20 protein-coding genes are annotated in these 25214 nt (G+C 54.6%); 3 read left to right on the top strand and 17 right to left on the bottom strand.

Annotated features, from left to right (window positions below):
* Positions 1–45: 45 nt before the first annotated feature.
* Complete coding sequence (locus tag ACYVRB_RS05115) at positions 46–1503, bottom strand: NCS2 family permease (protein WP_461213972.1); 1458 nt, start codon at positions 1501–1503, stop codon at positions 46–48.
* A 108-nt stretch (positions 1504–1611) separates the two neighbouring features.
* Positions 1612–2598, bottom strand: coding sequence for a D-2-hydroxyacid dehydrogenase (locus tag ACYVRB_RS05110; protein WP_461213971.1), 987 nt, complete (start codon positions 2596–2598; stop codon positions 1612–1614).
* Between the two features lie 197 nt (positions 2599–2795).
* Here ACYVRB_RS05110 and ACYVRB_RS05105 point away from each other — a divergent pair, with 197 nt between their 5' ends.
* Positions 2796–3854, top strand: coding sequence for a D-alanine--D-alanine ligase family protein (locus ACYVRB_RS05105; RefSeq protein WP_461213970.1), 1059 nt, complete (start codon positions 2796–2798; stop codon positions 3852–3854).
* Between the two features lie 357 nt (positions 3855–4211).
* Here the strand turns inward: ACYVRB_RS05105 and ACYVRB_RS05100 are convergent, their stop codons facing one another.
* From ACYVRB_RS05100 to ACYVRB_RS05075, 6 genes are all read right to left on the bottom strand, one after another.
* Positions 4212–6377: a hypothetical protein gene (locus ACYVRB_RS05100; protein ID WP_461213969.1), complete on the bottom strand. Its 2166-nt coding sequence runs from the start codon at positions 6375–6377 to the stop codon at positions 4212–4214.
* Positions 6364–6654 carry a hypothetical protein gene (locus tag ACYVRB_RS05095; protein ID WP_461213968.1) on the bottom strand — a complete coding sequence of 97 codons (291 nt, stop codon included), beginning with the start codon at positions 6652–6654 and terminating at the stop codon, positions 6364–6366. Before ACYVRB_RS05095 ends, ACYVRB_RS05100 begins: the two co-directional genes overlap by 14 nt.
* 1 nt (position 6655) lies before the next feature.
* Positions 6656–7639 carry a DUF916 and DUF3324 domain-containing protein gene (locus tag ACYVRB_RS05090; RefSeq protein ID WP_461213967.1) on the bottom strand — a complete coding sequence of 328 codons (984 nt, stop codon included), beginning with the start codon at positions 7637–7639 and terminating at the stop codon, positions 6656–6658.
* Positions 7640–7706: 67 nt separating this feature from the next.
* Positions 7707–8324, bottom strand: a complete 618-nt coding sequence (locus ACYVRB_RS05085; RefSeq protein ID WP_461213965.1) for a WxL domain-containing protein — start codon at positions 8322–8324, stop codon at positions 7707–7709.
* A gap of 28 nt (positions 8325–8352) precedes the next feature.
* Positions 8353–9075 carry a WxL domain-containing protein gene (locus tag ACYVRB_RS05080; RefSeq protein WP_461213964.1) on the bottom strand — a complete coding sequence of 241 codons (723 nt, stop codon included), beginning with the start codon at positions 9073–9075 and terminating at the stop codon, positions 8353–8355.
* A gap of 9 nt (positions 9076–9084) precedes the next feature.
* The gene (locus tag ACYVRB_RS05075) at positions 9085–10731 is read right to left on the bottom strand and encodes a hypothetical protein (RefSeq protein ID WP_461213962.1); all 1647 of its coding nucleotides are present in this window, start codon (positions 10729–10731) and stop codon (positions 9085–9087) included.
* 173 nt (positions 10732–10904) lie between these two features.
* Between ACYVRB_RS05075 and ACYVRB_RS05070 the strand changes: the two genes are divergently transcribed.
* Both ACYVRB_RS05070 and ACYVRB_RS05065 read left to right on the top strand, forming a co-directional pair.
* The gene (locus ACYVRB_RS05070) at positions 10905–11456 is read left to right on the top strand and encodes a MarR family winged helix-turn-helix transcriptional regulator (protein WP_461213960.1); all 552 of its coding nucleotides are present in this window, start codon (positions 10905–10907) and stop codon (positions 11454–11456) included.
* 18 nt (positions 11457–11474) lie between these two features.
* Positions 11475–13202: an ABC transporter ATP-binding protein gene (locus ACYVRB_RS05065; RefSeq protein ID WP_461213958.1), complete on the top strand. Its 1728-nt coding sequence runs from the start codon at positions 11475–11477 to the stop codon at positions 13200–13202.
* A gap of 482 nt (positions 13203–13684) precedes the next feature.
* Here the strand turns inward: ACYVRB_RS05065 and ACYVRB_RS05060 are convergent, their stop codons facing one another.
* From ACYVRB_RS05060 to ACYVRB_RS05020, 9 genes are all read right to left on the bottom strand, one after another.
* The gene (locus ACYVRB_RS05060) at positions 13685–14440 is read right to left on the bottom strand and encodes an epoxyqueuosine reductase QueH (protein ID WP_461213957.1); all 756 of its coding nucleotides are present in this window, start codon (positions 14438–14440) and stop codon (positions 13685–13687) included.
* A gap of 118 nt (positions 14441–14558) precedes the next feature.
* Positions 14559–15848: an adenylosuccinate synthase gene (locus ACYVRB_RS05055; RefSeq protein ID WP_461213956.1), complete on the bottom strand. Its 1290-nt coding sequence runs from the start codon at positions 15846–15848 to the stop codon at positions 14559–14561.
* A gap of 169 nt (positions 15849–16017) precedes the next feature.
* The gene (locus ACYVRB_RS05050) at positions 16018–17178 is read right to left on the bottom strand and encodes a hypothetical protein (RefSeq protein ID WP_461213955.1); all 1161 of its coding nucleotides are present in this window, start codon (positions 17176–17178) and stop codon (positions 16018–16020) included.
* Between the two features lie 37 nt (positions 17179–17215).
* Positions 17216–18592 (bottom strand): replicative DNA helicase, encoded by a 1377-nt coding sequence (gene dnaB / locus ACYVRB_RS05045; protein WP_461213954.1) that lies wholly within the window; start codon positions 18590–18592, stop codon positions 17216–17218.
* 122 nt (positions 18593–18714) lie between these two features.
* Positions 18715–19170 carry a 50S ribosomal protein L9 gene (rplI, locus tag ACYVRB_RS05040; RefSeq protein WP_461213953.1) on the bottom strand — a complete coding sequence of 152 codons (456 nt, stop codon included), beginning with the start codon at positions 19168–19170 and terminating at the stop codon, positions 18715–18717.
* Positions 19171–19201: 31 nt separating this feature from the next.
* Positions 19202–21208 (bottom strand): DHH family phosphoesterase, encoded by a 2007-nt coding sequence (locus tag ACYVRB_RS05035; RefSeq protein ID WP_461213952.1) that lies wholly within the window; start codon positions 21206–21208, stop codon positions 19202–19204.
* Positions 21209–21391: 183 nt separating this feature from the next.
* Complete coding sequence (locus ACYVRB_RS05030; RefSeq protein ID WP_461213951.1) at positions 21392–22456, bottom strand: aspartate-semialdehyde dehydrogenase; 1065 nt, start codon at positions 22454–22456, stop codon at positions 21392–21394.
* A gap of 125 nt (positions 22457–22581) precedes the next feature.
* The gene (gene dapF, locus ACYVRB_RS05025; RefSeq protein ID WP_461213950.1) at positions 22582–23580 is read right to left on the bottom strand and encodes a diaminopimelate epimerase; all 999 of its coding nucleotides are present in this window, start codon (positions 23578–23580) and stop codon (positions 22582–22584) included.
* Position 23581: 1 nt separating this feature from the next.
* Positions 23582–24958 carry an aspartate kinase gene (locus tag ACYVRB_RS05020; RefSeq protein ID WP_461213949.1) on the bottom strand — a complete coding sequence of 459 codons (1377 nt, stop codon included), beginning with the start codon at positions 24956–24958 and terminating at the stop codon, positions 23582–23584.
* Between the last annotated feature and the right edge of the window lie 256 nt (positions 24959–25214).

Here is a 25214-nt window from a genome sequence, read left to right as displayed (position 1 = left end):
ATCCTCTCGATCATAACGACCGAGAGGATTTTTTTGACGCTGTGCTTAAAGTACCGCCAGCACGATGAAGTTGATAATAAAGCCGATCGAAACGATGGCCAGGATCGGATGGATCTCTTTGGCCTTGCCCATGATCAGCTTGATCAGGCAATAGAAGATGAAGCCGGCGGCGATGCCGTAAGAGATGTTGTAGATCAACCCCATGACGACCGATGCCATGAAGGCCGGCACGGCTTCTTCCAGATTCGTCCAGTCGATTTCTTTGAGGCTGGAAACCATCATCACCCCGACGAGGATCAAGGCAGGCGCCACGGCTTGCGTTGGCACAATGGAGATGATCGGTGCAAACACCGCAGAGATCAAGAAGCAGATCGCAACGGTCACAGAGGTCAAGCCTGTCCGACCACCGGCACCGATCCCGGCTGCAGATTCCACGTACGTCGTGGTGTTAGACGTCCCGAAGATCGACCCGATCGATGTCGCGATGGAATCGGCGAACAGCGCCTTGTCCATCTTGGACGAGAAGCCATGGCCGTTTTCCATCGCCTTTTCGTCGGCATCGGAGAAAATGCCTGTCCGGCGCCCAGTACCAATGAACGTGCCCAGCGTATCGAACGTGTCTGAGAAGGAAAAGGCGAAGATCGTCATGATCGACATCACGATGTGCCCCGGCGTGTTGAACAGTGAGCTCATGCCTTGGCTAGAAAAGGCGGCCCCGAACGTGGTTCCGAGTTGGTGGAAGGAACTGCCAAAGCTGTTGGCGTTAGACATCGAGACGTCGGTGACGCCCATCGGGATCCCGATCAAGGTCGTCGCAACAATCCCGATCAGCACCGCCCCTGGCACCTTCTTCACGACTAAGATCGTCATCAAGAACAGCCCAATCAGTGCCAACAGCGCCCCGGATTGGGTGAAGTTGACCAGCGCCGGCACGATGCCGCCGCCAGAAACCACGCCGGTAACGCCGCCTTTGAAGTGGGTCGTCGCGGCGTTATACGCGGTGTTGTTGATGCTCAAGATGTTGGAAGAATCGGATGTGAATTGTAAGAAGCCGGCGTTTTTCAACCCGATGTAACCAACGAAGATCCCGATCCCACCACCAATGGCATGTTGCATAACTTCAGGAATCGCCATGATGATCATTTTCCGAACTTTCGTCACGGTGATCAAGATGTTGATCACCCCACAGATGAAGACCAGCGCCAGCGCCTGTTGCCACTTATACCCGAGGGCAAAAACCACGGTGTAAGTGAAGAAGGCGTTGAGTCCCATCCCCGGTGCCAACGCGTATGGCACGTTGGCGAACAGCCCCATCACCAGCGTCCCGACGGCACTGGCGATGATTGTCGCCAAGAAAACGCCTTGTGACGGCATGCCGGTGAGTGACAGGATCTGCGGATTAACGAAAAGGATGTACGACATCGCAAAGAATGTCGTTAATCCAGCCATAATTTCGGTAGATGTCTTGGTATTATTCGCACGTAGTTGAAAGAAATTCTCCATGATTGCTCCCTCGTTCGTTATTGATGGGTAAAGCGTACCTCATCCGGCAGAGAAGTTCAAGGAAAAATGCGTTCGTTTTCTATTTATTTAGTTATAACGTTCGTGTTTTTACACCTCATGCTCGGTATTGCCTGTTGTCAGCAAGTCCGTCAACGCCGCCAACGAGTAAAAGACCATGTTGTGCACCGCGGTTTGGGTGTAATAAGCCACGTGTGGCGTGAGCACCACGTTGTCCAGCGCCAACAAGGCATCCCATAACGGATCATGGAAATGGCCGCTTTCGTTCAAGGTCACCAGCGCCTGCGACTCGTTTTCAAAAGTATCAATCCCCGCCCCCGCGATGCGCCGTTGTTGCAACGCGACAAGCAGCGCCTGCGTGTCGATCAGGTTTCCTCTGGCGGTGTTGATGAGCACGGCATCCGGCTTCATTTTCGCGAGCGCGACTTCATCGATAATGTGCGTATTTTCCGGCGTGCCAGGGATATGCAAATCGATCACGTCGCTTTGCGCCAGTAGCGTTTCCCAATCGACGTAGGTGCAGGTTAAGTTCGGGTTTTGCACCGGATGTGGATCGTAAACCAACACCCGCGCCCCGAATCCCGCAAAAAGTCGGATCGCCGCCTGGCCAATGCGGCCGGCGCCGATCACCCCGACGGTTTGCTGGGCCAGCTCCCGGCCGATGAAGGTGGTCGCCTTGGCGTAATCGTCAGCATGCAGGTGTGCTTCGACCTCCCCTAAACGCCGCAACAACGTGAGCGTCAAGGTCACCGCAAATTCGGCGATGGCGTTGGGCGAATATGCCGGTGTGTTAGCGATCCGCACGCCGGCTTGCCGGGCGGCTACCAGATCAATGTTGTCGGTCCCGACGTTGCGGATCGTCAAAAACCGGATCCCGTATGCCGCCATCGCCTTGAAGACGCCGGCTTCATAAGGTGTCGTCTGCAAACAGTTGATCCCGTCATAGCCTTGGGCATAATGCACCGTCGCTTCCGTCAACAATTCCGGGCGCATCGTCAGCTCGTTGCCGGTTTCTTCTTGCCACTGTTGGAAATAAGCCACCTCGTCGACACGCACACCATAGGCGATGATTTTCATTAGTTGCATCCTCCTCATAACGAATCGTAACCATTAATTTAAGCATACTGGAAGCATCGATGAGATGCACGGCAGACGCATGAGCGTTTGCTGAGAGGAAAAGGTTAAGAATGGTTGAAAGCGGTTCCTTAAATTTTAACCCGTCACGTTTTTGTGGTACACTTAAGGTTCTAAAAAAACACGGAGGGTTTATACCTATGAAGATTGTCGTTTTGGCTGGCGGCCGTAGTACCGAGCGAAACGTCTCTATCTCAAGTGGCTACCGGCTTACCAACGCATTGCGTGATAAGGGCCACGAAGCAACCTTTATCGATCTATTTTTGGGCTATGACCTTAAGGGCCAGGCTCCGATCAGCGCCTTCAACGACGCCAACACCAGTGACAACTTACTGATCTCAGATGCGGTGTTGACCGATGAAGACATCAACAAGCTCCGCACCGATGGCAGTACGCAACTGTTTGGCCCCAATGTCTTGGCAATCTGCAAGGAAGCCGACATCGTCTTCCTTGGCCTACATGGTGGCGACGGTGAAAACGGCAAGGTCCAAGCCGTTCTCGATCTGAACAACATCAAATATACCGGTAGCGGCTCGACCGCAAGCGGCATCACGATGAACAAGGTCTACAGCAAAGAGATCATGTTGTATCACAACATCAAAACCGCTGCGTTCCTTGAGATCACTCGCGATCAAGGCACCACCGGCCACACCTTGCCGTTTTCTTACCCAGTTGTGCTGAAGCCAACCAGCGGCGGCTCTTCAGTCGGCACCCATATCGTACACGACGATGCAGAACTGCAAAGTGGCCTCGAAGACGTGTTCCGCTTCGATAACTCCGCCATCGTTGAAGCCTTCGTCCAAGGACGCGAATTCTCCTTGGGCGTCGTCAACGGCCACGCTTTGCCGGCGATTGAGATCAAGGTCCACGACGGTTGGTACGACTTCGAACATAAATTCATCGAAGGCCACACCACTTTCGTCACCCCACCAGAAGACCTCGACGAGGCCGTTCATGACGAGATGAAGCGTGTCGCGGTGCAGACCATGAACGTCTTGGGCATGCAAAATTACGGACGCGTCGACTTCTTCGCCAACGACGATGGCGTCTGGGTGATCGAAGCCAACAACCTGCCTGGCATGACCCCACTGTCACTCATGCCACAAGAAGCAGAAGCTGACGGCATCCAGTATCCAGACTTAGTCGAAAGCATCGTCAAGGGCAAGCTGAAGCTGTACGAAGAAGGCTTGAACAACTAAACCAGAGCGAAGCAAAGCGGTTTTAGCTGGAAGTCTAAGACAGGTTGACAGTGCGATGCAACGCATCGTGCTGGCGACATGGCTTAGACAGTCCAGCGGTGCTTTGCGTAGCTCGACGAAACCAGAGCGAAGCGGCGTGCTTTTAGCAGGTCGGATAGCCTAGCCACCAAAAACCGTCTCATCTTTTACAGCTGAGACGGTTTTTGTTGACGCCAGCGTTTTGCTATGCGATACTACTCGCGGTGCCAAACCACGGTGGCGGTACGCGATCGGCGCGCAAGCGTTCAGAAGGTTGCCGCACGTCACCACAAAGACAGACCTATGGCGGAACTGTAGGCCTGTTTTTTTTGCACTTTTTTAAGGAGCTGTTGCTGCCGGTCCTGAAGTCAGCGTCCAGTGGAGCTGTGCGCCGTAGCCGCCAACTTCAGGTGCAGTGACCGGCTTCAGATCCAATGTCCCCACAACATTCCAAACCGCAACGCTTGTGGTGTTGTCTGCACTCACGATCACGCTGTCACCGCCAGCTTGTACCGGCGGCACGGCAATCGACGACGCACCACTGAGTTGCAGACGCAACGCCGCATAATCAGGCGTCGTGCTCAAAGGTTTCAGACTGCGGATCGACACGAAGTCGCTCATGCTGACGGCCAACTGCCAGGGACTCCCAGCATCGCCATTGCTGACGATCAGCTGTCTGACCCCTGTAGCATTCGTCAACACACCGGCACCTGTGATCATCTGCCCGACCGTCGGCGACTGGTAATTGGCGCCAGCAAAGTTGAAATTCGGTACCACTTGCAACGCCAACCCCAGCGGTGGCGTCACCTCGATCTCAGCAACATTAGACACCACTGTCTGCGTCTGCCCGTTGATGGTTGCACGCATCACCAGCTGATAGGCACTGTTGTTTTGAGCACTAGAAACACTGGCGAGGCTGTATGTCGCCGCCGGGCTGACCGCCGTCGGGGTGCCCGGAATCGCGGTCCCGCTACCGGCAACATACCACGAATAGCTGACTTGTGTCCCCGGTGGCCACAGGTTTGCAACTATTGGCGCACTTAAGCTCACACCGCTACCGGCTTGCACTTGCACGCCAGCCAACTGGATGATCGTTAACTGCTTTGCCGCGCGTTGCAAAACGCCGTTGATCGTAAACTCTGCGACCACATCGACGTTACCGGTGACGGTCGTCGCCGACACCACCCCACCGGAAGTGACGCTGGCGATATCGGTGGCTTGGTCGCTATCTGGTAACGTCACCCGCCAACTCACCGTGGTCTGAGCTGGTAAGTTCACAACGTTGGCCTGCAGTTGATCTGTGCGCCCGAGCGACGAAGTAGCGCCGACCGCCGCAAACAAGAACGGGCGGTCAAAAGTTAACTGATAGTCTGTTCGCGGTGGTAACACCGTCAGCTTGGCGGTGTTGCTTTGGACGTTGGTGGCGATCACCTGGCCACCGCTACGATAATCAGCGATCGCATAGACATCCGCACTCGTTTCAGCATCAGCCAACGTCAGCGTTCCCGTGTTGCTGAGACTTTGAAGCTTACCGGCCACATACCACCGCACATTTTCCGCAGATACACCTGGCGGTAATTGCAGCTGAAATGTCGCTTGCTGGCCTTCATACACTTGTTGATCCGCCAACGCACCGGAGTATACCTGCAACGGCGGCGGCTGGCTGACAACTGGGGCTTCGCCGTTAAACATCGGAGCAAACTGCATCATGCTTTGAATGGTCGTGGTCCCCACTGCATTGTTGCTGGTAACACGCAATTGGTTGCCAACAATGCTGCTCTGCAAAAACTGCGTCGAGTTCAACATATAATTAGGCACAATCGACGCGACCAGATTCGGCACCCCGACCGTTGCGCTTTGACCCGGAAAAAGCACTTGCGGTGAAGCCGTCAATTGCGGCGCATACGCGCGCGGTAAAACCAGTAGCCTGGCAAGCTTTGCGTAAATCACCCTGTAGTTGCCACTCCATGTCAACGTCACCCGCAACTGGAACGTGAACCATGTTGGCGTGGTGACATCTGGCGCAACCACGCCGTAACGGATATCGTCGTTATCAACGATTAGATGTAACAGATCCTTATAGTCCGTCTGGTATGTCAATCCATACTGATTGGCGATATTGACACCATTCAGATTGCTCGTCCAATCCCCATACAGTGTTTGCACTGCTCCGTTGCCCTTTTGCGCACTGATACCCAGCGTCGCGGTAGTGGTCCAATCCCAAAAGCCTTTGTTGAACACTGCCCGCAACTGCACACTATCGCCGGCGTGCACGATCGTCCAGCCTGGTGTCGGCGCAGTGCCGTCCGGCTTAGTCCATGTCGGTTGCGTTTTGAAAAACGAATTGACGCCTGCGGTAGCAGACGGCGCGTTGAATCCTGGCACGATGTCGTTATCTACTGGCGGGATGACACTGGGCGTCGCGGCGTGAACCACCGCCGTGTGCCCCAACCCCGCTATCACTACAATGACGATCAGACACAGAACCCATCTAAGCGCGCGCATGTCGCCCTCCTTGTCGAGTCACCATTCCCACGCCAACTAACATCGCCAATCCTAGCCCAGCCAAGTACGACTGCTGCCGCTCACTCACCTGAGGAAAATGTGTTTGCGTTGGCGGCTTAGGCGGGGCAGACGACTGGCTTGTTGCTGGTGCTTTTTGACTGGGCAACAACTCAAAACTCGCGATACTGCGCTTATCACCGGAAACCACCGCCTCGCCAGAAAGCCCGATACCAACTGCCACCAACACGCCTAACAACAAGGTCTTGCGTCGCAACATTTCACTCACGCCCTTTCTTGTGTCGCCGTCCCAACCAGATCCCCAGCAACAAAACGCCTAGTAGCACTAGTGGACTGAGCAACCACCAGTTGAATGGTTGTGGCTGTTGCGTTGCCGGTGGGGTGATTTTGGCCGCCGCTTGTGCCGTCAGCTGAAAGTCTTGCGTCAGCGTCCAGCGATATTTGCCTGCCGTCGCCACGATTATCGCGGTGTATTTGCCCGCGGCCAAAGGTTTCTTAGGAAGCATATGATAATTCAGATAGGAGTTAGGCGCCATCTGGTAGTTCATGTTCTTCTGCGTCAGGACAGTTTGTTTAGTGGCCTTGTTCACCACCTTGGTCGTTAAGGTCATTTTGCCAAACAAACGCGCCTGTGTGTTTTCGATCCGTGCCACCACGCTGGTTGCGTCTGGTTTGACGGAATTTAACTTCAACACTGGGGCGACGACTTTATTGCTTGTTTGCAGTTGGACCGCGACCACCATCGCGAACTCGTTGGCGATGGCGAACCCATCACTGGATGACGTTTTGTCTTGCGTGCGGTCTTGAACATAGATAGCGCCGAGGAGCTGGCCGGGAAAACCACTGGCAGGCGGGGTCACCCGAAACGTTACCTGCTTGCCAGTGTGCGCCGCTAAGTCAACATCGACCGGTTTAGAGCCAATCGCCGTCAGTTGCGTCACCGCGGAAGGATCGTGCCGTGAATTTGGCGCGTAGCCAACCTGCCCGTTGTCTTGCGTATAGGCATTCGTCAACGTGAGATGTAACTGCTTAGCAGACGCTGATTGATTCGCCACAGTCACCGTCAACGCCTGTTGTTGACCGGGCACGACCAACAGATTGAACCAACCGGTGTTGCCACCTATTTGGTTCTTAGGCAACACCGGCGTCACCGTGAAACCTGCGCCTTCTGCATGTACAGGCCGGATCGGTCCGCCAAGCCACATGCCGATCACCAACAACAGCCACCACCAACGTCTGATCATGAAGACCACCTCCATTTATGTACGCCGGCACCTTCCCCACAAGGTACCAGCGAAAATCAATCTCGGTCTAACTCGTTGGCTCTGGCTGTGCGGACAAAGTCCACGTCAGCTTGGCCTGATAATCACCTGCTTGCACATTGATCGTTTTTGGCAACGAGAGCTCAGCCCCTGTTACCACGATCGTGGTCGTCCCACTACCACGATCGGCTGACGCATTCACCAGCGTCGCAGAACTACCACTGAAGTTGGTACCTCGCAGTTCGACCCCATCGACGTTCGTGCCAGTTGCTGTGACGGGATCAAACGTTGCCGCTGTTGCCGTCAGTGTTTTCGTAGTGTCACCAGCATAGTCAAACGCGGCCAGTTCACCACTCAACGACCAGCCGGTGTTGGTCCCACGGAAGTCTTGTACAACAATCGTTCTATCTTGTTCAGAATCTGCCAGCGTCAGCGTCTCCGGACCCTTGACCAACGCGCTCACGCTCGCTTTACTAAAGACCAGATTAGGCATTTCCAGCAGCGCCAACGTGCCTGCTTCGATGTTGAACTGCGCATTGCTGGTAGTGGTGACGGCAGTCTCACCGGCGGTCAGTTCAGCACCATCTGCCGCATGGACCGTCACTGGCGTTAACCCCGCGAGCAGCCCAGCAATTCCCGCAAGCAACAAGCTCCTCGCTTTATTCATCAGCAGTCTCCCTTAGCGTTTAGTTGAATTAGGCGCCAGTGTCCCCAGCGTTAGTAGACGAATCCGGATCAGGCGTTGCCGCCAGCGTCCAGTCAATCGCCGCCTTATACGTGCCAGCTACTGCAGCTGTTTTCTGCGGGATAGTCACTGTGGCGCCAGTAAATTTCGCATTCGTGCTCCCGGCACCCTTGCCCGTTGTCGCATCAAGCATTGTCGTCGGTGACTCAGCAGCAAAATTATCCGTACTTAATGTCACACCGGTCACGTTATCACCAGTTACGTCACCACCGGACAACGCCGCCGTATCTGCGGTTAACTTCTCATCAGTAGCTTTCGTGTTCGTAAATTCACCCAACTGTGCCGTCAACGTCCAACCAGCATTATTGCCACGGTAATCTGCCACCGTGATGGTTTTAGTATTGTTCCCATCATAAGGATCATCATTGCTGATTGCGACACCATCTGCCGTCAGCGTCAGATTACCTGTAATCAGAGCGGTCACGTTTTGATTTGCAAAATGCAGATTTGGTACGGCAACCAGCGAAAGAGTACCTGAATCGATCTGAAACTGGGCAATCGTACTCCCAAGTGCGGGCGTTCCATCATCACCAACTGCAAAACCGCCAGTAGTAGTCGTCAAGTTATCACTAGCACTTTCACCTGGTCCAGCGGCAAAAACGGTCGTTCCGCCAGCACCAGCGATGCCTAGCCCGATCAAGCCAACTAATGCTCCCAAATAACGTTTGCGCATTGTTTCCTCCTATGGCGTGGGTACCGCCGCAACCTCCCAAGTGACAGTCGCGCGGTAAGTCCCCGCTTGCACATCCTTGATCGCGTTTATTTTCAACAATCCTTGTACATCTGCTTGCCATTCTCTCGTCGCGTCTGTCGCCACGATTTCCGCCGAGCCAGTCGGTGTGATCTGCGGCGACGTCTGCACCACCCCCTTAACGGTTGTTATCAGAAACATCCCAGCGTCAGTGATCGTTTTGCTGGCACCGGAAAACGCGCCTAGTTTAACGCTTAGTTGCCAAGGCGTGTTCGCATCCACCCGCCCATCGACCAGCCGTAACTCACCAGTCGTTGGCGTCACCAACCACGAACTGCCCGTGTTGGGTGCTGGCAGAACCGGCGGCGAGTTGCCGCTAAAAGTCCCTGCGATCAGCTCCGCCACCGTCGGATCTCGGGCGCCGGTGGTGCTTTGTGCCATGAATTGCAACTGGGGCACAGCTTGCAAGATCAGCGCGTCTGGATACTGCACAGTTAATTGGGCGGTGGCGGTTGCTGGCACGCGCTGGCCGCCGGTCTCCGTCAAGGTCGCCTGCCACTGTACTGCCGCCGAATCCATGACGTCCGGCACCACCAGTTGCGACTGCGGACTCGCGCGTGCCTCCCCGTCGACCAGCCACTGCGCCGACGTGATCGTTAAACCCGGCGGTAAAACGACATCAAACGTCGCATCATCCCCAAAGGCCACGCTTTGGTCAGCTAACCGCGCCTGATAAATGTGCAATGGCGCCGTTTGAAAAGTCATCACCGGTTGCCAGCTGATTGTCGGCAACTGCGTATAGTCCGGGCGCTGAGGAATCGTCAGACTCGCTTGCAAGGTGGAATCCGCGATCTGCCCGTCAGTGTTCGTCACTTGCAGTTGATTGCCGCTTGGCTGCCAAATTGCATGTGCTTGCTCCCACGTGTATTGGGGCTGAATCGTATTTTCCATACCGGCGATACCGACAGTTGTCGACTGCCCTGCGAACAACACCTGTGATGTCGCCGTGAGTTGTGCCTGCCAGTTGTCTGGCACGACCAATACTGGAAAGATATCAGAGTGGAACTCTCGGTTGTCGCTCTTCATCACAACATCGATCTGATAGCGAAACCAGGTCGGTACTGAGACCTTGGGAAACGTCAGCTCGTAATCGATATAGTCATATTCTTCACCGATCCAAACCGCATCAAAGTTGTTATGAATCCCAATACTAGGATCGGCACCAAAATCGCCTCCGGTTTTGATGACCGGTCCTGTGCCTTCTTCCATCTTGGTGTGGATCTGAACGTCAGAATTATAGTAATCGCCATATTTATCAAACGAAGCTCGCATTGGCACCGTCTCATTATTAGTCGCAATCGCATAGTAGTAGAACGCGCCAACTGGTGAACCGTAGCTCTCACTACCGCCATCTTCAGCGCCGTCCACCGCAGCCTCATAGGAAACGATATAGCCGTGTGCATACCAGTTCGGTTGCGTCCGGAAGTGCGACGGTGCAGAACTACTCGTGTCTGACGGTGTATCAAAACCAACAGGAACGTTGGTCGGCACCGTCACGTCAGCGGCCTGAACCGTTTTGGTTGGCAACGTCACAAGCACCCACACCAACCCGACCATCAGCCACCACAGATGCTTCATGCCTTCATCCCCTTCACTGCTTACGGCCTATAAATTCGCAGGAATTCATAAAAGTGAACTTCCTTCAAAAAATAATTAAGTTAGTGTTTACTTAGCGATCCTAACTAACTATACTGATCCATGCTAAACGTTAGCTTCATCAAAACCATCCTAACAATTACGGAGGGATTACCATGACCTATGATTCTCAAGAACTACTCGCCTTATTTGGCCGCCTATTCCAGCACCGCACTTTCACCGCGGCCGCCATGCGCGCCAACCTGCCTGACGACAATCCGCGTGGCCAACGTGGCCAGTTGCGTTTACTGCACCTGCTTGGTGATCAAGACGGTCTCACCAACGCAGAAATTGCAGAAGCCCTCGACATTCGCCCGAGCTCGGTTTCCGCGCTGGTCAAAAAACTTGAAGAAGCCAGCTTCATTGAACGCCACGATGACCCGCAAGACAAACGTGTCAGCCGCATCTTCGTCACCGAAGCCGGCCGCAATTTTCTCAAGGGTTCGCGCCAGTTCAAAGACGACTTTTCAGAAGCTTGCTTCACGACACTTTCCGCAGACGAACAAAATCAACTTCGCGACCTCTTACGCAAGTTACTCGACGGTCTGAACGACACCGATGACCCCCAATGGCAAGACCTTTCCCGGCGGGCCCAGAATCTCCACCGGAACTTCGATCATTTTCATGGGCATCCCTACGGCGGCGACCCTTTTCGGCAGTACCGCTAATTGAAAGCAGGTGAACGCATGCAACAACCACAACCTTTCGATCGGCATTCGTTCATGAAACTGATCGCCAGTATTAAACCAAAATACTGGCAGCTTGTCGTCGGAGTCGCGCTTGGCGCCTTGGCAACAGTCGGTAACCTGATCGTGCCGCAATTCGCCCAAGGGTTGATCAATCAACTGGGTAAATCACTCAACGTCGGCCTGTTAGCCGCTGTGATCGGCGTATTTTTCATCAGCGCGCTGATCTCAGCCGCGTCTGGCACGATCTTGGGCTTCTTCGGGGAAAACGTCGTCGCCAGTCTGCGCGGCGTCTTGTGGAACAAACTCTTGCGCCTGCCCGTCAAATACTTCGATGAGCGCAAATCTGGTGAGGTTGCTTCGCGGCTGGTGAATGATTCCACGCAGGTCAAAAATCTCTTGGCCTCCTCGTTTCCCGATCTCGTCACCGCCATTTTGCAACTTGTCGGGGCATTGGCGCTGATGGTCATCATGGACTGGCGGATGACAGCGATCATGGTGCTCGTCGTGCCGCTGTTCACGGCAGTCATGATGCCCCTTTCCCGACGGTCTCGGCGCATCGGTCGGAATCGCGAAGACGCCTTGGCGGCTTTTAACGGCGAAGCAGGCGAGATCCTCGGCGAAGTCCGGCTGATGAAAGCCTCCAACGCTGAAAACCAAGAAGAAAACGCCGGCCACGCCCAGATCGACAAGCTTTATCATATCGGTCTGAAAGAAGCAATCTACGACTCGATTGCCGGGCCCTTGATGCAAGGCGCCATGATGGCAGTCGTCATCGGGATATTGGCTTACGGCGCACACCGCGTCTTGAACGGCACGATGACAATGGGCGTCATGGTCAGCTTCTTGATGTACCTTTTCCAGCTATTCGGGCCCACGATGACCCTCGGGCGCTTCTTCACGACGCTCGCCAAAACGTCCGGCTCCACAGAACGCATTCAAGAATTGCTGGCGGAACCGACCGAAGCCCTCGACGCCGGCGTCGAACAGCCGCTTGACGGCCAAACATTGACCATGCAACACGTTGACTTTGCTTATGAAGATGAACCCGTGTTGCACGACATGAATTTTGAAGCCAAGCCTAACTCGGTCGTCGCCTTCGTCGGCCCTTCCGGTGGTGGTAAGTCAACGATTTTCAGCATGCTGGAACGCTACTATCAACCCAAGAGTGGCCAGATCTTGATCGGCCACCACAACGCCGGCGAGATTACCTTGCGAGACTGGCGTCGACAGATCGGTCTTGTTTCGCAAGACTCCGCGATCATGGCCGGTACCATTCGTTATAACCTGACGTATGGCCTGGACGGCAACTACACCGACGACCAGCTCTGGCACGTCCTTCAATTGGCCTATGCTGAAGACTTCGTGCGCAAGATGCCCCAAGGCCTCGACACCCAAGTCGGAGAACGCGGCGTCAAAGTCTCCGGCGGCCAGCGTCAACGGATCGCGATTGCCCGCGCTTTCCTGCGCGATCCGAAGATCCTGATGCTCGATGAAGCGACCGCCAGCCTGGATTCAGAGTCCGAGATGATGGTGCAAAAAGCCCTCACTCAGCTGATGAAAGGCCGCACGACCCTTGTCATCGCCCACCGGCTTTCTACTATCGTGGGCGCCGATGACATCTACTTTATCGAAAACGGCCACGTGTCCGGCCACGGGCCACACGACCAACTCGTCGCCAACCACGCACTCTACCGCGAATACGTCGAAAACCAATTCGCTGCTTAAGCCATAACGAAAACCGCCAACCACTTTCGAATCAAGTGATTGGCGGTTTTCGTTGTCCTAACGCTTTCGTCGTCCGGCAACGTAAGTCCTCTTTGAGATGTGTTTTGGAAAGCGGTATAGGTCGGGTTTGGTGTGTTCCGGCCCTAGAGATGGACTAGCGGCTGACAGTCCATCTAACTGAGAACTGATTAGTCACAATCAACGAGTTAACTCGTTTGTCCATGACATCAAACTATCCTGATACGCAGAATCTAGGGTGTGGGCGAAAGTGACGGAAGCCGGTCAATCTGACGTGGTGAGATTGCTGTTAGCGACTTGTCGCTTACAGCAAGGCGCAGGTGGAGATCCACTTCGTCGCAGACGAAGTTAGCTCCGCCGAGCACCCTCTCCACGACAGATTGAAGCCTGCTGGAGTCACTTTTACCCGCGCCCGACAGTTTACTGGTCTACCCAACGCTAAATGCTTACGCTGCCGGACAACGTTAGGCTTGCGGCTGGGCAATGTGGAATTGGATCTGGTCGAAGTTTTCGTGTTGATGGGCCTTGACGAACGCGGTCGCTTCGCGGTTGACTTGTGCGAGATCGATGCCTTGTTGCTTGGCGGCAAAGAGACACCCGCAGTAACACTGGCGGTAAACATCATACTCCTTACACATGGCAACGCTGCGTTGGTAGCCGCCGCGCTTCTTGAAGTCGCTGGGCAGATACGCCACATTATAAAAATGCTGGATCTCCAGGCCTTCCTCGTTGATTACCTGAGAATCTTTTTGCGGGCTGATCGTCAGCGCACTGCCAAAATAATCGAACCCGAGCTCCTGCGCCTTTTTAGCGACGCGATCGAGCCGGAATTGATAACAAACATGGCACCGCGCGCCACCTTCAGGCTCGTCTTTAAGCGACTTGGTGACCGCCAGCCACTCGCTGGGCTTGTAATCAGACGCCATGAAAGAAACGTGGTTGCCGGTGCGCGCGTTGAAATCACTGACAAAACGCTGTTGCACCAGCTTGCGCCGCTCGTATTCCATCCGCGGGTGAATGTTGGGGTTGTCGTAATAGACGGTTACGTCGGCATGTTGCGTGAGATATTCCAACGTGTAGGTGCTGCACGGCGCACAACACGAATGCAACAAAATCTTTGGCCGCTTGTCCCAACCGCCGATCACCTGTTGGAGGATCTTGTCGAAGTTGATCTTCTGGCCGACCTCGAATTGGGCTTTGATGTCATCATACTCTAGCACAACACTCACTCCTTTTTTGCTGCTTATAGTGTACCACACACAATTATTCGGTACACTAGCCACAATTTTCGCGAACAAAAAACCCGCGGGGGCTTGCCCACGGGTCAATACGCTATGCTTAGAATTTATCCCAGATGTTTTCGAGGATGTTAGTCTGATCGCGATCGGGACCGACGGAGAACGTCAACAGGTCCACACCGATCAGCTCAGCAACCCGGCGGATATAGTTGCGGGCCGCTTCTGGTAGATCTGACAGCGTCTTGGCACCGGTGATGTCTTCATCCCAGCCTGGCATCTCTTCGTACACCGGCTTGCACTCAGCGAGTTGCTTGAGGCTTGCTGGGTAGTGATAGATGGTTTCCCCATTGCGTTCGTAGGCCGTGCAGATCTTGACCGTCTTCAGGCCTGTCAGTACATCGACGGAGTTCAGGCACAAGTCAGTGATCCCGGCGACCCGGCGTGCGTGACGCACGACGACGGCATCGAACCAGCCAATCCGGCGCGGACGGCCGGTGACGGTTCCATATTCATGCCCGGCTTCGCGAATGAAGTCGCCGTCAGCATCGTGAAGTTCGGTCGGGAACGGGCCGTCACCAACACGCGAGGTGTAGGCTTTGGCAACGCCGACGACCCGGTCGATCTTGCTGGCCCCGACACCGGCGCCGATGGTGACCCCACCGGCGGGATTAGACGAGGTCACGAATGGATACGTGCCTTGGTCGATGTCGAGCATCACGCCTTGCGCGCCTTCAAACAGCACGTTGTCGCCTTTATCGATCGCATCATTCAAGACCACTGAGGTGTCACAGACATATTGTTTGATCTGTTGGCCATAGCCGTAATATTCTTCAAAAATGTCATCGAACTGCATCGGTTCTGCACCGTACAGCTTGGTGAATTCGCGGTTTTTCTCTTCAAGGTTGGCCTGCAGCCGCTCAGCAAAGATCTCTTTGTCTAACAGGTCTGCGATCCGGATCCCGACCCGGCTGGCCTTGTCCATATAGGCAGGCCCGATGCCGCGGTTGGTGGTTCCGATCTTGTTGTCGCCTTTAGCTTCTTCTTGTAACTTGTCTAACGCGATATGGTAAGGCAAGATCACATGTGCGCGATCAGAGACGCGCAGGTTGTCACCGGCGACGCCAAGATTTTTGAGATAAGCGAGTTCTTCAACCAGACTCTTCGGGTTGACGACCACGCCGTTGCCGATTACCGACAGCTGATGAGGGTAGAGGATACCACTCGGAATCAGACGCAACTTGTAGACTTGACCTTCACTGTGAATGGTGTGGCCGGCGTTGTCGCCGCCTTGATAACGGCTAATGACCTTGGCGCCTTGGCTCAGGAAATCTGTGATCTTCCCCTTACCTTCATCACCCCATTGTGTCCCAACAACTACGACTGTTCCCATGATATCGCTCCCTGCATCTTTGTACGGCATCTGCCGCCACTGGCTATTCTACCAAGTTGGGTGACAAGGCACAAGGTTAAACCCGAATAATATTTCTATAATTGAAAAAAGATAAATAAAAACCCGAACAAAAATCGTCCGAGTCTCATTTTTAACTTATATTACCGAATCACTCGTGGCCGTGATCCAAGGTTTCTTGAAGGTAAGCATAGATGTGTCCAAACGCCATCTCCAGCACCTGCGCAAAGCGCACCGGCACCTGTACCCCGGCGTCTTCATTGACCAGATTCATCATGAAACCGGTAGCCGTCAGCTGTGTCGGGTACCCCAGTAGGTGCTCGTCACTATCCGCCACCCGGATGCGGATCACCCGCGAAAAGGCTGCGGCCGACTCGACCAGATTCTGGATGAGATCGTCGGAAGCGTCGAATTCGCGATCGGCGTTCAACACCGGCTGCTGGGTGAAGTCGTGCTCGCGGTCCCACTGGTCGTAATACGCCACCGTCTGCAGGTAGTCGCTGGCGGTGGTGACACTTTGGATCGCCGGCAACCGCATCGCCACATAGCCGCCAAACTGGGCCGCCATGTCTTTGAGACTCAACACCACCGCCTCTTCGTTGACGGCCTTGACGCTCCCGACGAAGAACTGGTCTTCATTGCCTTTGGGCATCACCGCCAGCAAGTCGCCGCTGGTCATCGCGTCTTGAAAAATCGCAGCGAGCTGTCCGTCGTTGGGAACCAGCGCTGATTTGACGTGTTGCAAAGCGTCGCGATGTGCGACGAGATCGGTTTCTTGGCTCAAGTCGAGCCCTTGGAACTCGACCACCAAGACATCCGAATAGTCGACTTGTAGCGACCGGACGTCGGTGTAGTTGAACTTGTTGAAGACGTTCAATGTGAAGCGGTCATCGGCCACTGCGGTGACTTGGCCTTCGAGATAGGCTTCATCATCGGCCAAGATCACCATCACGACTTGTTGCGTCTTGTTCACCTGGGTGACGAGTTGGGTCAACAGGTCTTGGGTCGCATCGAAGCTTAGCTTGTCTTCTTTGCCTGCCACCGACAGGAAGTGTTCCGCCTTGGCGATCGCGATGCGCTGTTGCATGTCGTCGAGATCTGCGCCTGCGAATTCGACCTGCGCAATCGCCGCGAAGTTGATCCACACGGACCCATCCGCGATACCGGCGTCGTTATAAGTCGCAATGATCACGGCATTATTACCTAACGCCTGGACATAACCAGTGTAAAAATCGTCGGTGTCACGCTGATAGACATTGATCATCAGCTGTTCGTTCAACGCCGTCATGAGACTCATTAAAATCGCATCCAAATAGACTTGCCACCCTTCTTTGCTGCTCTGATCGCGCTCACTGCCCTGGCGTGTAAGCGATCGAGCTAAATTTATTATATGACTTCACAAACAACAACTTCACCGTTCCACGCGCACCGGAACGGTTTTTTTCGATGATGACTTCAACTTCACCGACGTCATTGTCTTGATCTTCTTGGCCGTCATCGTCATCGTCGCCGTCTTCACCGTCACGATAATAATCTTCCCGGTATAAGAACGCCACGATATCCGCATCTTGTTCGATCGATCCGGATTCACGGATGTCTGACAGCACCGGCCGCTTGTCTTGGCGCTGCTCGACGCCACGCGACAGCTGTGACAGCGCGATGACCGGGCAACCCAGTTCTTTGGCAAGCTTCTTCAAGCCACGCGATACCGCTGAAACTTCCTGCTGACGGTTTTCTTGGCCGGAACCTTCAATCAGCTGCAGGTAATCGATGATGACCAGCCCAAGGTCTTGTTCCTGAGCGAGCTTCATGCACTGCGAGCGGATCTGCGCCAACCGGATCCCCGGCGTGTCGTCAATAAAAATGCTGGCTTCGCTCAGGCTACCCATCGCCACCACCAGGTTTTGCCATTCTTCTTCGTTGAGCTGGCCGGTTCTGAGATGGTTGGCATCGATGCTGCCTTCTGAGCACAGCATCCGGTTGACCAGCTGTTCGGCGCCCATTTCGAGGCTGAAGATCGCGACGGTTTTCTTGGTTTTGGTCCCCACGTTTTGGGCGATGTTCAACACGAACGCCGTTTTCCCGACGGCAGGCCGCGCCGCCAAGATCACCAGTTCCCCATCGTGCAGGCCAGTGGTGATTTTGTCGAGGTCTTTGAAACCAGTCGGCAGACCCGTGATCTCTTGGTCGTTTTGATACAGCTGATCGATTTCTTCCATCGCCTGCGTCAACACGTCTTGGATCGGCCGGAAGCCCGTCCGCTTGGTGGTGTCGGCCACCTGCAAGATCTCGTCTGACGCGGTTTCCAACAACCCTTGGACATCCGACTGGTCGTCGTAGCCGCGTGCAGCGATGCTTTCAGCCGTGTCGATCAGGTTGCGTAACTGAGCCTTTTCAGCGACGATTTTGGCATAATACACCATGTTCGCAGCTGATGGCACCATATCAGCGAGCTCGACCAGATAGCCGATCCCACCGACGTCTTCCAGCTGGTTGTGGCTTTGCAGATAGTCTTGCACCGTCACCAGATCGATGACTTCTTCGTGATCTGAAAGCTCCGCCATCGCCGCGTACACCAGCCGGTGAGCGCGCATATAAAAGTCATCTGCAGTCACGTATTCAGCCGCGTCGATATACTTTTTTGGATTCAAAAAAATCCCGCCAATAACGGCTTGTTCAGCTTCTTTGCTGAATGGCGGGTTGCGCCGAATCTGCTGGTTATCCATGCTACGCTCCTTTGGGTAAGAATCTCCTACTCAGTTTACTTGATACGCATCCTTTTTTCAAAGCGCGACAAACGGCTATCCACCAGGATATGCCTGGCAGATAGCCGTTTGCGGACGCGTGATTATTTTTGCGCGGTGACGTGGACGCGAATCGTCGCTTCGACGCCTGGGTACAGATTGATCTTCACATTGCGATAGCCAAGCGACTTGATCGGCTCTGGCAGATCCATCTTCCGCTTGTCGACCTTGATCTGATATTGCCGATCGAGTGCTTGGGCGATCTGCTTGGAAGGGATCGACCCAAACAAGCGGGAATCATCGCCGGCTTTGGATTGGATCTCAACGACGTGCTTGTCGTCTTCCAGCAAGGCCTTGACGGCTTCGGCTTCGGCCTTATGTTCGGCCTCTTTCTTCTCTTCAAGCCGTTGTTGGCCGCGCAAAGCGCTCATCGCCTGAGGGGTTGCCGCTTTGGCCTTACCGTTTTTGATCAAGTAGTTCTGTGCGTATCCGTCAGGAACTTCCTTGACCTCACCGCGATTACCTTTGCCACGCACATCTTGTGTAAAAATTACCTTCATAACTGAGCCCTTCTTTCTTGTCTATCCACCACTACTCGTTGGCTTGCACCTTGGTGATCGTCTCTTGCAGTAGCGCACGCACCTCTGCGACATTCTTGTCGTCGATTTGCGTGGCGGCATTGCTGAGATGCCCGCCGCCACCGAGCGCTTCCATGATTACCTGGACATTGATGTCTCCGAGGCTGCGCGCCGAGATGCCGACACGCCCGTCTGGCCGCCGAGTCACCACGAAACTGGCATCGATCCCGCTAAGCGACAGCAGGGTGTCTGCGGCCTGCGCAGCAATCACAGGATCATAGGGGGTGTTCTCTTCACCTGTACATAATGCCATATTGTCGTTGATCATTTCAACGCTATCGATGAGATGATTCTTCTGAATGTAGCTATCGACGCTTTCTTTCAACAGATTCTGCGCCAACAAGCCATCAGCCCCCACTGACCGCAGATAGCTGGCCGCGTCGAACGTCCGTGTCCCGGTACGCAGGGAAAACGACTTGGTGTCCACGGTGATGCCGGCAAGCATCGCGGTCGCTTCAAGCTTAGACACCCCACCGGCAGTTGTCGGCTGGTATTCAAACATCTCCGTGATCAGCTCACACGTCGAGCTGGCATAAGGTTCGATATAGACCAGCATCGGATTTTCCGGAAATTCTTCGCCACGCCGGTGATGATCGATAATCACCGTGCGGGCCGCTAAGCGATCGTACAGTTGCGGCGCGGTCGTGATCGACGGTTTGGAATGATCGACCATCACCAGCAAACTCTGGCTGGTCGCCATCGTCAAAGCGGCTTCCGGTGTGACGATGGCATTAGCGATTTCTGGATCCTTGCCGACTCGTCCCATCAAACGCTCAACGTCAGAATGCAGGTGCTCGGGATCGATGACGACATAACACTCCTTGCCGTTCATCTGCGCAATGCGCCGGATCCCTAACGCCGCCCCGACGGCATCCATGTCCGGTCGCTCGTGCCCGACCACAAACAGCTTATCAGTTTGCTTGAACAGTTCTTGCAAGGCCTGCGCGATCATGCGCGCCCGGACCCGCGTACGCTTGGCCATCGGGTTGGTCTTGCCCCCGTAAAAGCGAGCCTGTTCACCTTTTGCCCGCACGACGACCTGGTCGCCGCCACGTCCTAAGGCTAAGTCGAGGTTCGACTGCGACGTGACAGCCAGCCGAGAGAGGTCCGAATCACCATACGCGATCCCGATCGACAGCGTCAGCGGATAGTTCTGCTTCGACGTCTCTTCACGGATCGTGTCGAGGATCCTGAACTTGTCGTCTTCGGCGGCCTGCAAAGCCTGCATGTAAGCCACCAACAAGAAGCGGTCGTTAGAGATCCGCCGCACGTACATACCGTAGTGGTTGGCCCAGTCGGTCAGGTGGTTGGTAACATATGAATTCAGGTTGGTAACCGTTTGATCGTCAAGCGTCTGCGTGATCTCATCGTAGTTGTCCAAGAACAGTTGGCCAATAACGACCCGCTCGTTTTCCGCCTGGGCTTCGATCTTCGCGTACCGGGTGATATCCATCAAGTAGACGACACCGATACTTTTTTGGATGATCATCTCAAAAACATGCTCACCCCAGTGCACTGTCTTCAGTTCATTGACGTCTTGGTTCTGTTCGACCAACTTGCCCAGCTCGCCATCGATATCATTCAGCGTTCTGCCCAACAAGTCGGCATCGCCGAAATACTGCTGCAGATAGGGATTCGCCCATTCCACCACCAACTTCTTGTCGTACAACAAGATCCCGACAGGCATCTTGATCAACGCCTCTTGCTCACCGCGTTTGATGCGGTAAGCGAGGTTGGAGATGTACCGATTCGTATTCTCGCTGATCGTCGCCAAGGCATAGATGATCGCAACGACCAACCCGATCAAGAACAAGAACATCAAGACGGCGACCCACGGCCGGATGAATCCCGCGACAACGACATCCAACACTGCCAAGATGACCATCCCAAAAACGGTGTACCGCAAGCGGACATCTTCGAGGAACGCTGGAAGTTTGATTTTGGCTAGTAGATCCTTCATCACACGTTTACTCGCTTTCACAAAACCGGATTCTGGTTAACTATTTCTTAAGCTATTTTACCACACCGTCACCTTTACCGCTGATAACGCCACCAACCACTAAGTCAAGACGCAAACGGCTCTGGCACGCAACTCGAATCCGAGTTACGTGCCAGAGCCGCTCGCAAGGTGCCTTTAATTAGCTTACTTTGGCTGAATCAAGCCCATGGCATCCATGGTCTCAGCGATCTGCATCGAGTTCCATGCCGCGCCCTTCAGCAGGTTGTCGGAAACGTTCCACATGTGGAAGAAGCCTTCGTTTTCTTCGTCAGGACGGATCCGGCCGACATAAACTTCACGCGTGCCTTCAGCGTTGGCTGGTTGAGGATAGATTTGATGATCCGGGTCGTCTTGCACGACGACACCAGGGGCGCCAGTCAAAGCCGCACGGATCTGATCGGCCGTTGCACTCTTGTCTTCAACTTCGAAGTAAACTTCTTCAGAATGAGAAACCGGTACTGGGACCCGCGCGCAGGTCGCGGTGACCTTGAGCTCAGGGTCGTCCATGTCGCCCTTCATGATCTTCTTGGTTTCATGGATCATCTTCCATTCTTCGTGGGAGTAACCATCGTCTTCGAAGACGTCAATTTGCGGCAACACGTTGAACGCCATCTGGTAATGCTTCTTGTCGCCAGCAGTTGGCAAGATCTGCGGCGTTACCTTGGACACGTCGCCGTCTAAATATGCTTGCGATTCTGCAGCAAGCTCGTTAAGCGCGCGCTGGCCGGCACCACCGACAGCTTGATAAGTCGAGACCATCACGCGACGCAGGCCAAACGCCTTGCGGATCGGCTCCAGTGCCACCACCATCTGAATCGTCGAGCAGTTCGGGTTGGCGATGATACCATGGTGTGTGCGCAGCGCTTCTGGGTTGACTTCTGGTACGACCAGCGGGATCTCTGGATCCATCCGGAACGCGCTGGTGTTATCGACAACGATCGCACCGGCCTTAACAGCACTCGGGGCAAACCGCTTGGAAACTGAACCGCCGGCAGAAAACAGCGCGATGTCGATTCCTTCGAAGGAGTCGTCAGTCGTTTCTTCAACGGTCAGTTCTGTGTCCGCGTAAGGCACCTTTTTGCCAGCAGAGCGCTTCGAAGCCAGCGCCTTAACGCTCGCGATCGGAAGCGGAGATTCCGCCACCATCTTCAACATCCGGGTCCCAACGGCGCCAGTTGCGCCAACGACTGCTACATGATATCCACTCATAATGATCTTCCTCCTACGGAAACTAATGCTGCTATTTTTGATTGATTGAAGTTGCTGCTTACGATTTCGGGGTTTCTTCGCCTTATGCACATGCCTAAAACCGGCTTGCTCCGCTCTGGTCTTGGTTAAACCGTGGCGACCAGTCCTCGGTATGGCAGGTCTGAGACGAAACTGGCGTATTGGGCCTGTTCACCCGTGTCGGTGACGGTCGCGCCGGTGAAGTCGCCTGTTGCCAGCGTGCTTTCTGGCACGGTGATCTTGGCGATGACCGACGCGTTGCCGATCAGCTCGATCCAGTAACGCCCAGAGGCTTCCTGATGAACGATCGTCTGGACCATGCCACCTGGATTATAAACCGTAATCGGCACGTCGCGGCTGGCGACTTCCGGATGGGTCAGCACCAGCGCGAGGCTGGTCGCAGACATCCCTGTGCCGCAGGCGTTGGTGAAGCCGACCCCACGTTCGTATGTCCGGGCAAAAATGGTATTTTCCCGCATGATCGTCGCGAAAGTGACGTTCACCCCTTCTGGGAAATACGGGTTAGGCGCGTTTAGTCGCTTCCCGATTGCTTCGATCGCGTCGCCGTTCAACTCAGCGGCATCGACAAACGCGATCAGATGCGGATTCGGCACCGCGATCGCGGTGAAGCGCAAGCTCGGGTGGATCTCCGGCAGCACCTGATCGATGATCTCGTCGTGTCCCAGCTGGGCAAACGGCAAAGCGTCAGCGGCGAAGCTGACAGGTGAGATCTCGACACCGTAAGCCGGCACGCCTTCAGCAAGCTGGGCTGCACGGTGGACCTTCAGGCTGGCTTCTGCGGTTTGGACGCTAAATTCATCTTGGCCGGTTTTTTCACTCAGATAGCGACTGACGGTACGCAAGCCGTTGCCACACATTTTGGCATAGGTCCCGTCGGCGTTGATTACTGTCATCCGCCCGGCGGCTTGGGCGCCAGCAGACACCACCAAAAGCCCGTCAGCACCGCCCGTCAAGCCCTCTTGGCGATCACACAGCCGCTTGGCCAACGCGATCAGTGTCGCGTCTGGTAGCGGCGTCGTCAGCGTCGTTTGATCCAGCAGGAAAAAGTGGTTCTCAGAGCCATGGACCTTCAACAATTCTGCCATGTTATCCCTCCATCTGTTGGTTGACCGGAATGAAAAATGCGTTGTAGATCGCCCGCACGGCGGTGTTCGCCTGCGTCTTACTGGTGCCGAGCATCAGACTGATCTGGCTGGCGCCTTCGTTGATCATCGTGACGTGTACGCCAGCGGTCACGAGCGGTGACAACACGCGTTGGATGAGGCCGATCCGTTTGGCCATGCCTTCGCCGACGACCATCGTGATTGCATAGTCGTCGATCCACTGCAAGACATCTGGATGCATTTTGTCTTGGATTTCTTGGCACAACGTCGTCCGCAACTCAGGCGTCAGCTGCCGGTTGTCGATAATCACCGTCAGATCATCGATCCCACTCGGCATATGTTCGTAGTTGATGCCGTGATCGTAGAAAATCTGCAACAGCCGCAAGGTGAAACCGACTTCCTTGTTCAGCAAGTAGCGGTGCAGGTAGATCGCGCTGAAGTGATCGGACGAGACGATGCCGGTGACGGCATGCTGCGGGGTGAAGCCGGCTTCCGGCACGATCATCGTACCGGCGTGATCGGGTTCGTTGGTGTTTTTGAGGTTGATTGGGATCTGCCCTTCGATCGCCGGCAAGATCGCTTCGTCATGGAAAACGCCAAAGCCGCCATAAGACAGCTCCCGCATCTCCCGGTAAGTCATCTTCTGGATCGCCGCGGGATGGTTGACCACCCGTGGGTCAGCGGCGTAGACGCCATCGACGTCGGTGAAGTTCTCATACAGATCAGCACCAAAGCCGCGCGCCAAGATCGCACCGGTGATATCACTGCCGCCGCGAGAAAACGTCGCGATCTGGCCGTCTTCCGTGTACCCGTAAAACCCTGGTACCACTAAGACCCCTTCTGGCCGGGCATAGGCTTCCAGGTTGGCATACGTTGTTGCCAACACCTCAGCGTCGTTAGGCTGATCGGTGACGACCAGCCCGATCGTCTTTGGTTCGCCGTAAAAAGCCGGCGTGCCGCTAGCGTTGAGCACCGCCGTCAACAAGTAGCCGTTGAGCTTTTCGCCGTGAGCCTTGAAGGCCGCCATCTGATAATCAGCGTTGGCGAAAGTCTCATGTTGTAGTTGCTCGATCTCGGCTTGGATGTGTGCCATCACGGTCGCGTCCAGCTCATAGGCCGTCGCGATCTCACGATAACGTTCGCAGATCGCCGCGATCGTCGCCGCCGGGTCGATTCGATTTTGCACCTGAGTGGCATAGGTGATTAAAAGGTCGGTCACCTTGGTGTCGTCGTGATGACGTTTACCTGGCGCACTCGTCACCACCACCTGCCGGCTGGGATCCGCCTGCATGATTGCGACGACCTTTTCAAATTGCTTACTATCGGCCAGACTTGAGCCACCAAACTTAACGACACGCATGTTCCTACGCCCTTTCATGATAAAACAATGTGAACTGCTGTGATTTGAGATGAAGTCTAACACACATTTCTCTTAAAGCCTAGCACTAGATCGCGAATTTTTCGCGGATTTTCCGCGCATCATTAGTACGACGGATTTACAATTCAAGTGCAACAAATTAGTCAAATAGAAAAGACTCATAGCCTGAGTCCTTGTAAAATGGAATCACCACAAGACCAACTACAAGGAGAACTCGACTATGAGTCCGTACACCCAT

The sequence above is a fragment of the Lacticaseibacillus boliensis genome, from assembly GCF_054784775.1.
This window is presented reverse-complemented; position numbering and strand designations above follow the sequence as displayed.

Bases quoted from the DNA above. Each gene is read 5' to 3' on its own strand.
- ACYVRB_RS05115 (WP_461213972.1), bottom strand. From the start codon at position 1,503: ATGGAGAATTTCTTTCAACTACGTGCGAATAATACCAAGACATCTACC.
- rplI (WP_461213953.1), bottom strand. From the start codon at position 19,170: ATGAAGGTAATTTTTACACAAGATGTGCGTGGCAAAGGTAATCGCGGT.
- dnaB (WP_461213954.1), bottom strand. From the start codon at position 18,592: ATGGATAACCAGCAGATTCGGCGCAACCCGCCATTCAGCAAAGAAGCT.
- ACYVRB_RS05100 (WP_461213969.1), bottom strand. From the start codon at position 6,377: ATGCGCGCGCTTAGATGGGTTCTGTGTCTGATCGTCATTGTAGTGATA.
- ACYVRB_RS05065 (WP_461213958.1), top strand. From the start codon at position 11,475: ATGCAACAACCACAACCTTTCGATCGGCATTCGTTCATGAAACTGATC.
- ACYVRB_RS05030 (WP_461213951.1), bottom strand. From the start codon at position 22,456: ATGAGTGGATATCATGTAGCAGTCGTTGGCGCAACTGGCGCCGTTGGG.
- ACYVRB_RS05105 (WP_461213970.1), top strand. From the start codon at position 2,796: ATGAAGATTGTCGTTTTGGCTGGCGGCCGTAGTACCGAGCGAAACGTC.
- ACYVRB_RS05095 (WP_461213968.1), bottom strand. From the start codon at position 6,654: ATGTTGCGACGCAAGACCTTGTTGTTAGGCGTGTTGGTGGCAGTTGGT.
- ACYVRB_RS05070 (WP_461213960.1), top strand. From the start codon at position 10,905: ATGACCTATGATTCTCAAGAACTACTCGCCTTATTTGGCCGCCTATTC.
- dapF (WP_461213950.1), bottom strand. From the start codon at position 23,580: ATGGCAGAATTGTTGAAGGTCCATGGCTCTGAGAACCACTTTTTCCTG.
- ACYVRB_RS05035 (WP_461213952.1), bottom strand. From the start codon at position 21,208: ATGAAGGATCTACTAGCCAAAATCAAACTTCCAGCGTTCCTCGAAGAT.
- ACYVRB_RS05055 (WP_461213956.1), bottom strand. From the start codon at position 15,848: ATGGGAACAGTCGTAGTTGTTGGGACACAATGGGGTGATGAAGGTAAG.
- ACYVRB_RS05085 (WP_461213965.1), bottom strand. From the start codon at position 8,324: ATGAATAAAGCGAGGAGCTTGTTGCTTGCGGGAATTGCTGGGCTGCTC.
- ACYVRB_RS05090 (WP_461213967.1), bottom strand. From the start codon at position 7,639: ATGATCAGACGTTGGTGGTGGCTGTTGTTGGTGATCGGCATGTGGCTT.
- ACYVRB_RS05020 (WP_461213949.1), bottom strand. From the start codon at position 24,958: ATGCGTGTCGTTAAGTTTGGTGGCTCAAGTCTGGCCGATAGTAAGCAA.
- ACYVRB_RS05075 (WP_461213962.1), bottom strand. From the start codon at position 10,731: ATGAAGCATCTGTGGTGGCTGATGGTCGGGTTGGTGTGGGTGCTTGTG.
- ACYVRB_RS05080 (WP_461213964.1), bottom strand. From the start codon at position 9,075: ATGCGCAAACGTTATTTGGGAGCATTAGTTGGCTTGATCGGGCTAGGC.
- ACYVRB_RS05110 (WP_461213971.1), bottom strand. From the start codon at position 2,598: ATGAAAATCATCGCCTATGGTGTGCGTGTCGACGAGGTGGCTTATTTC.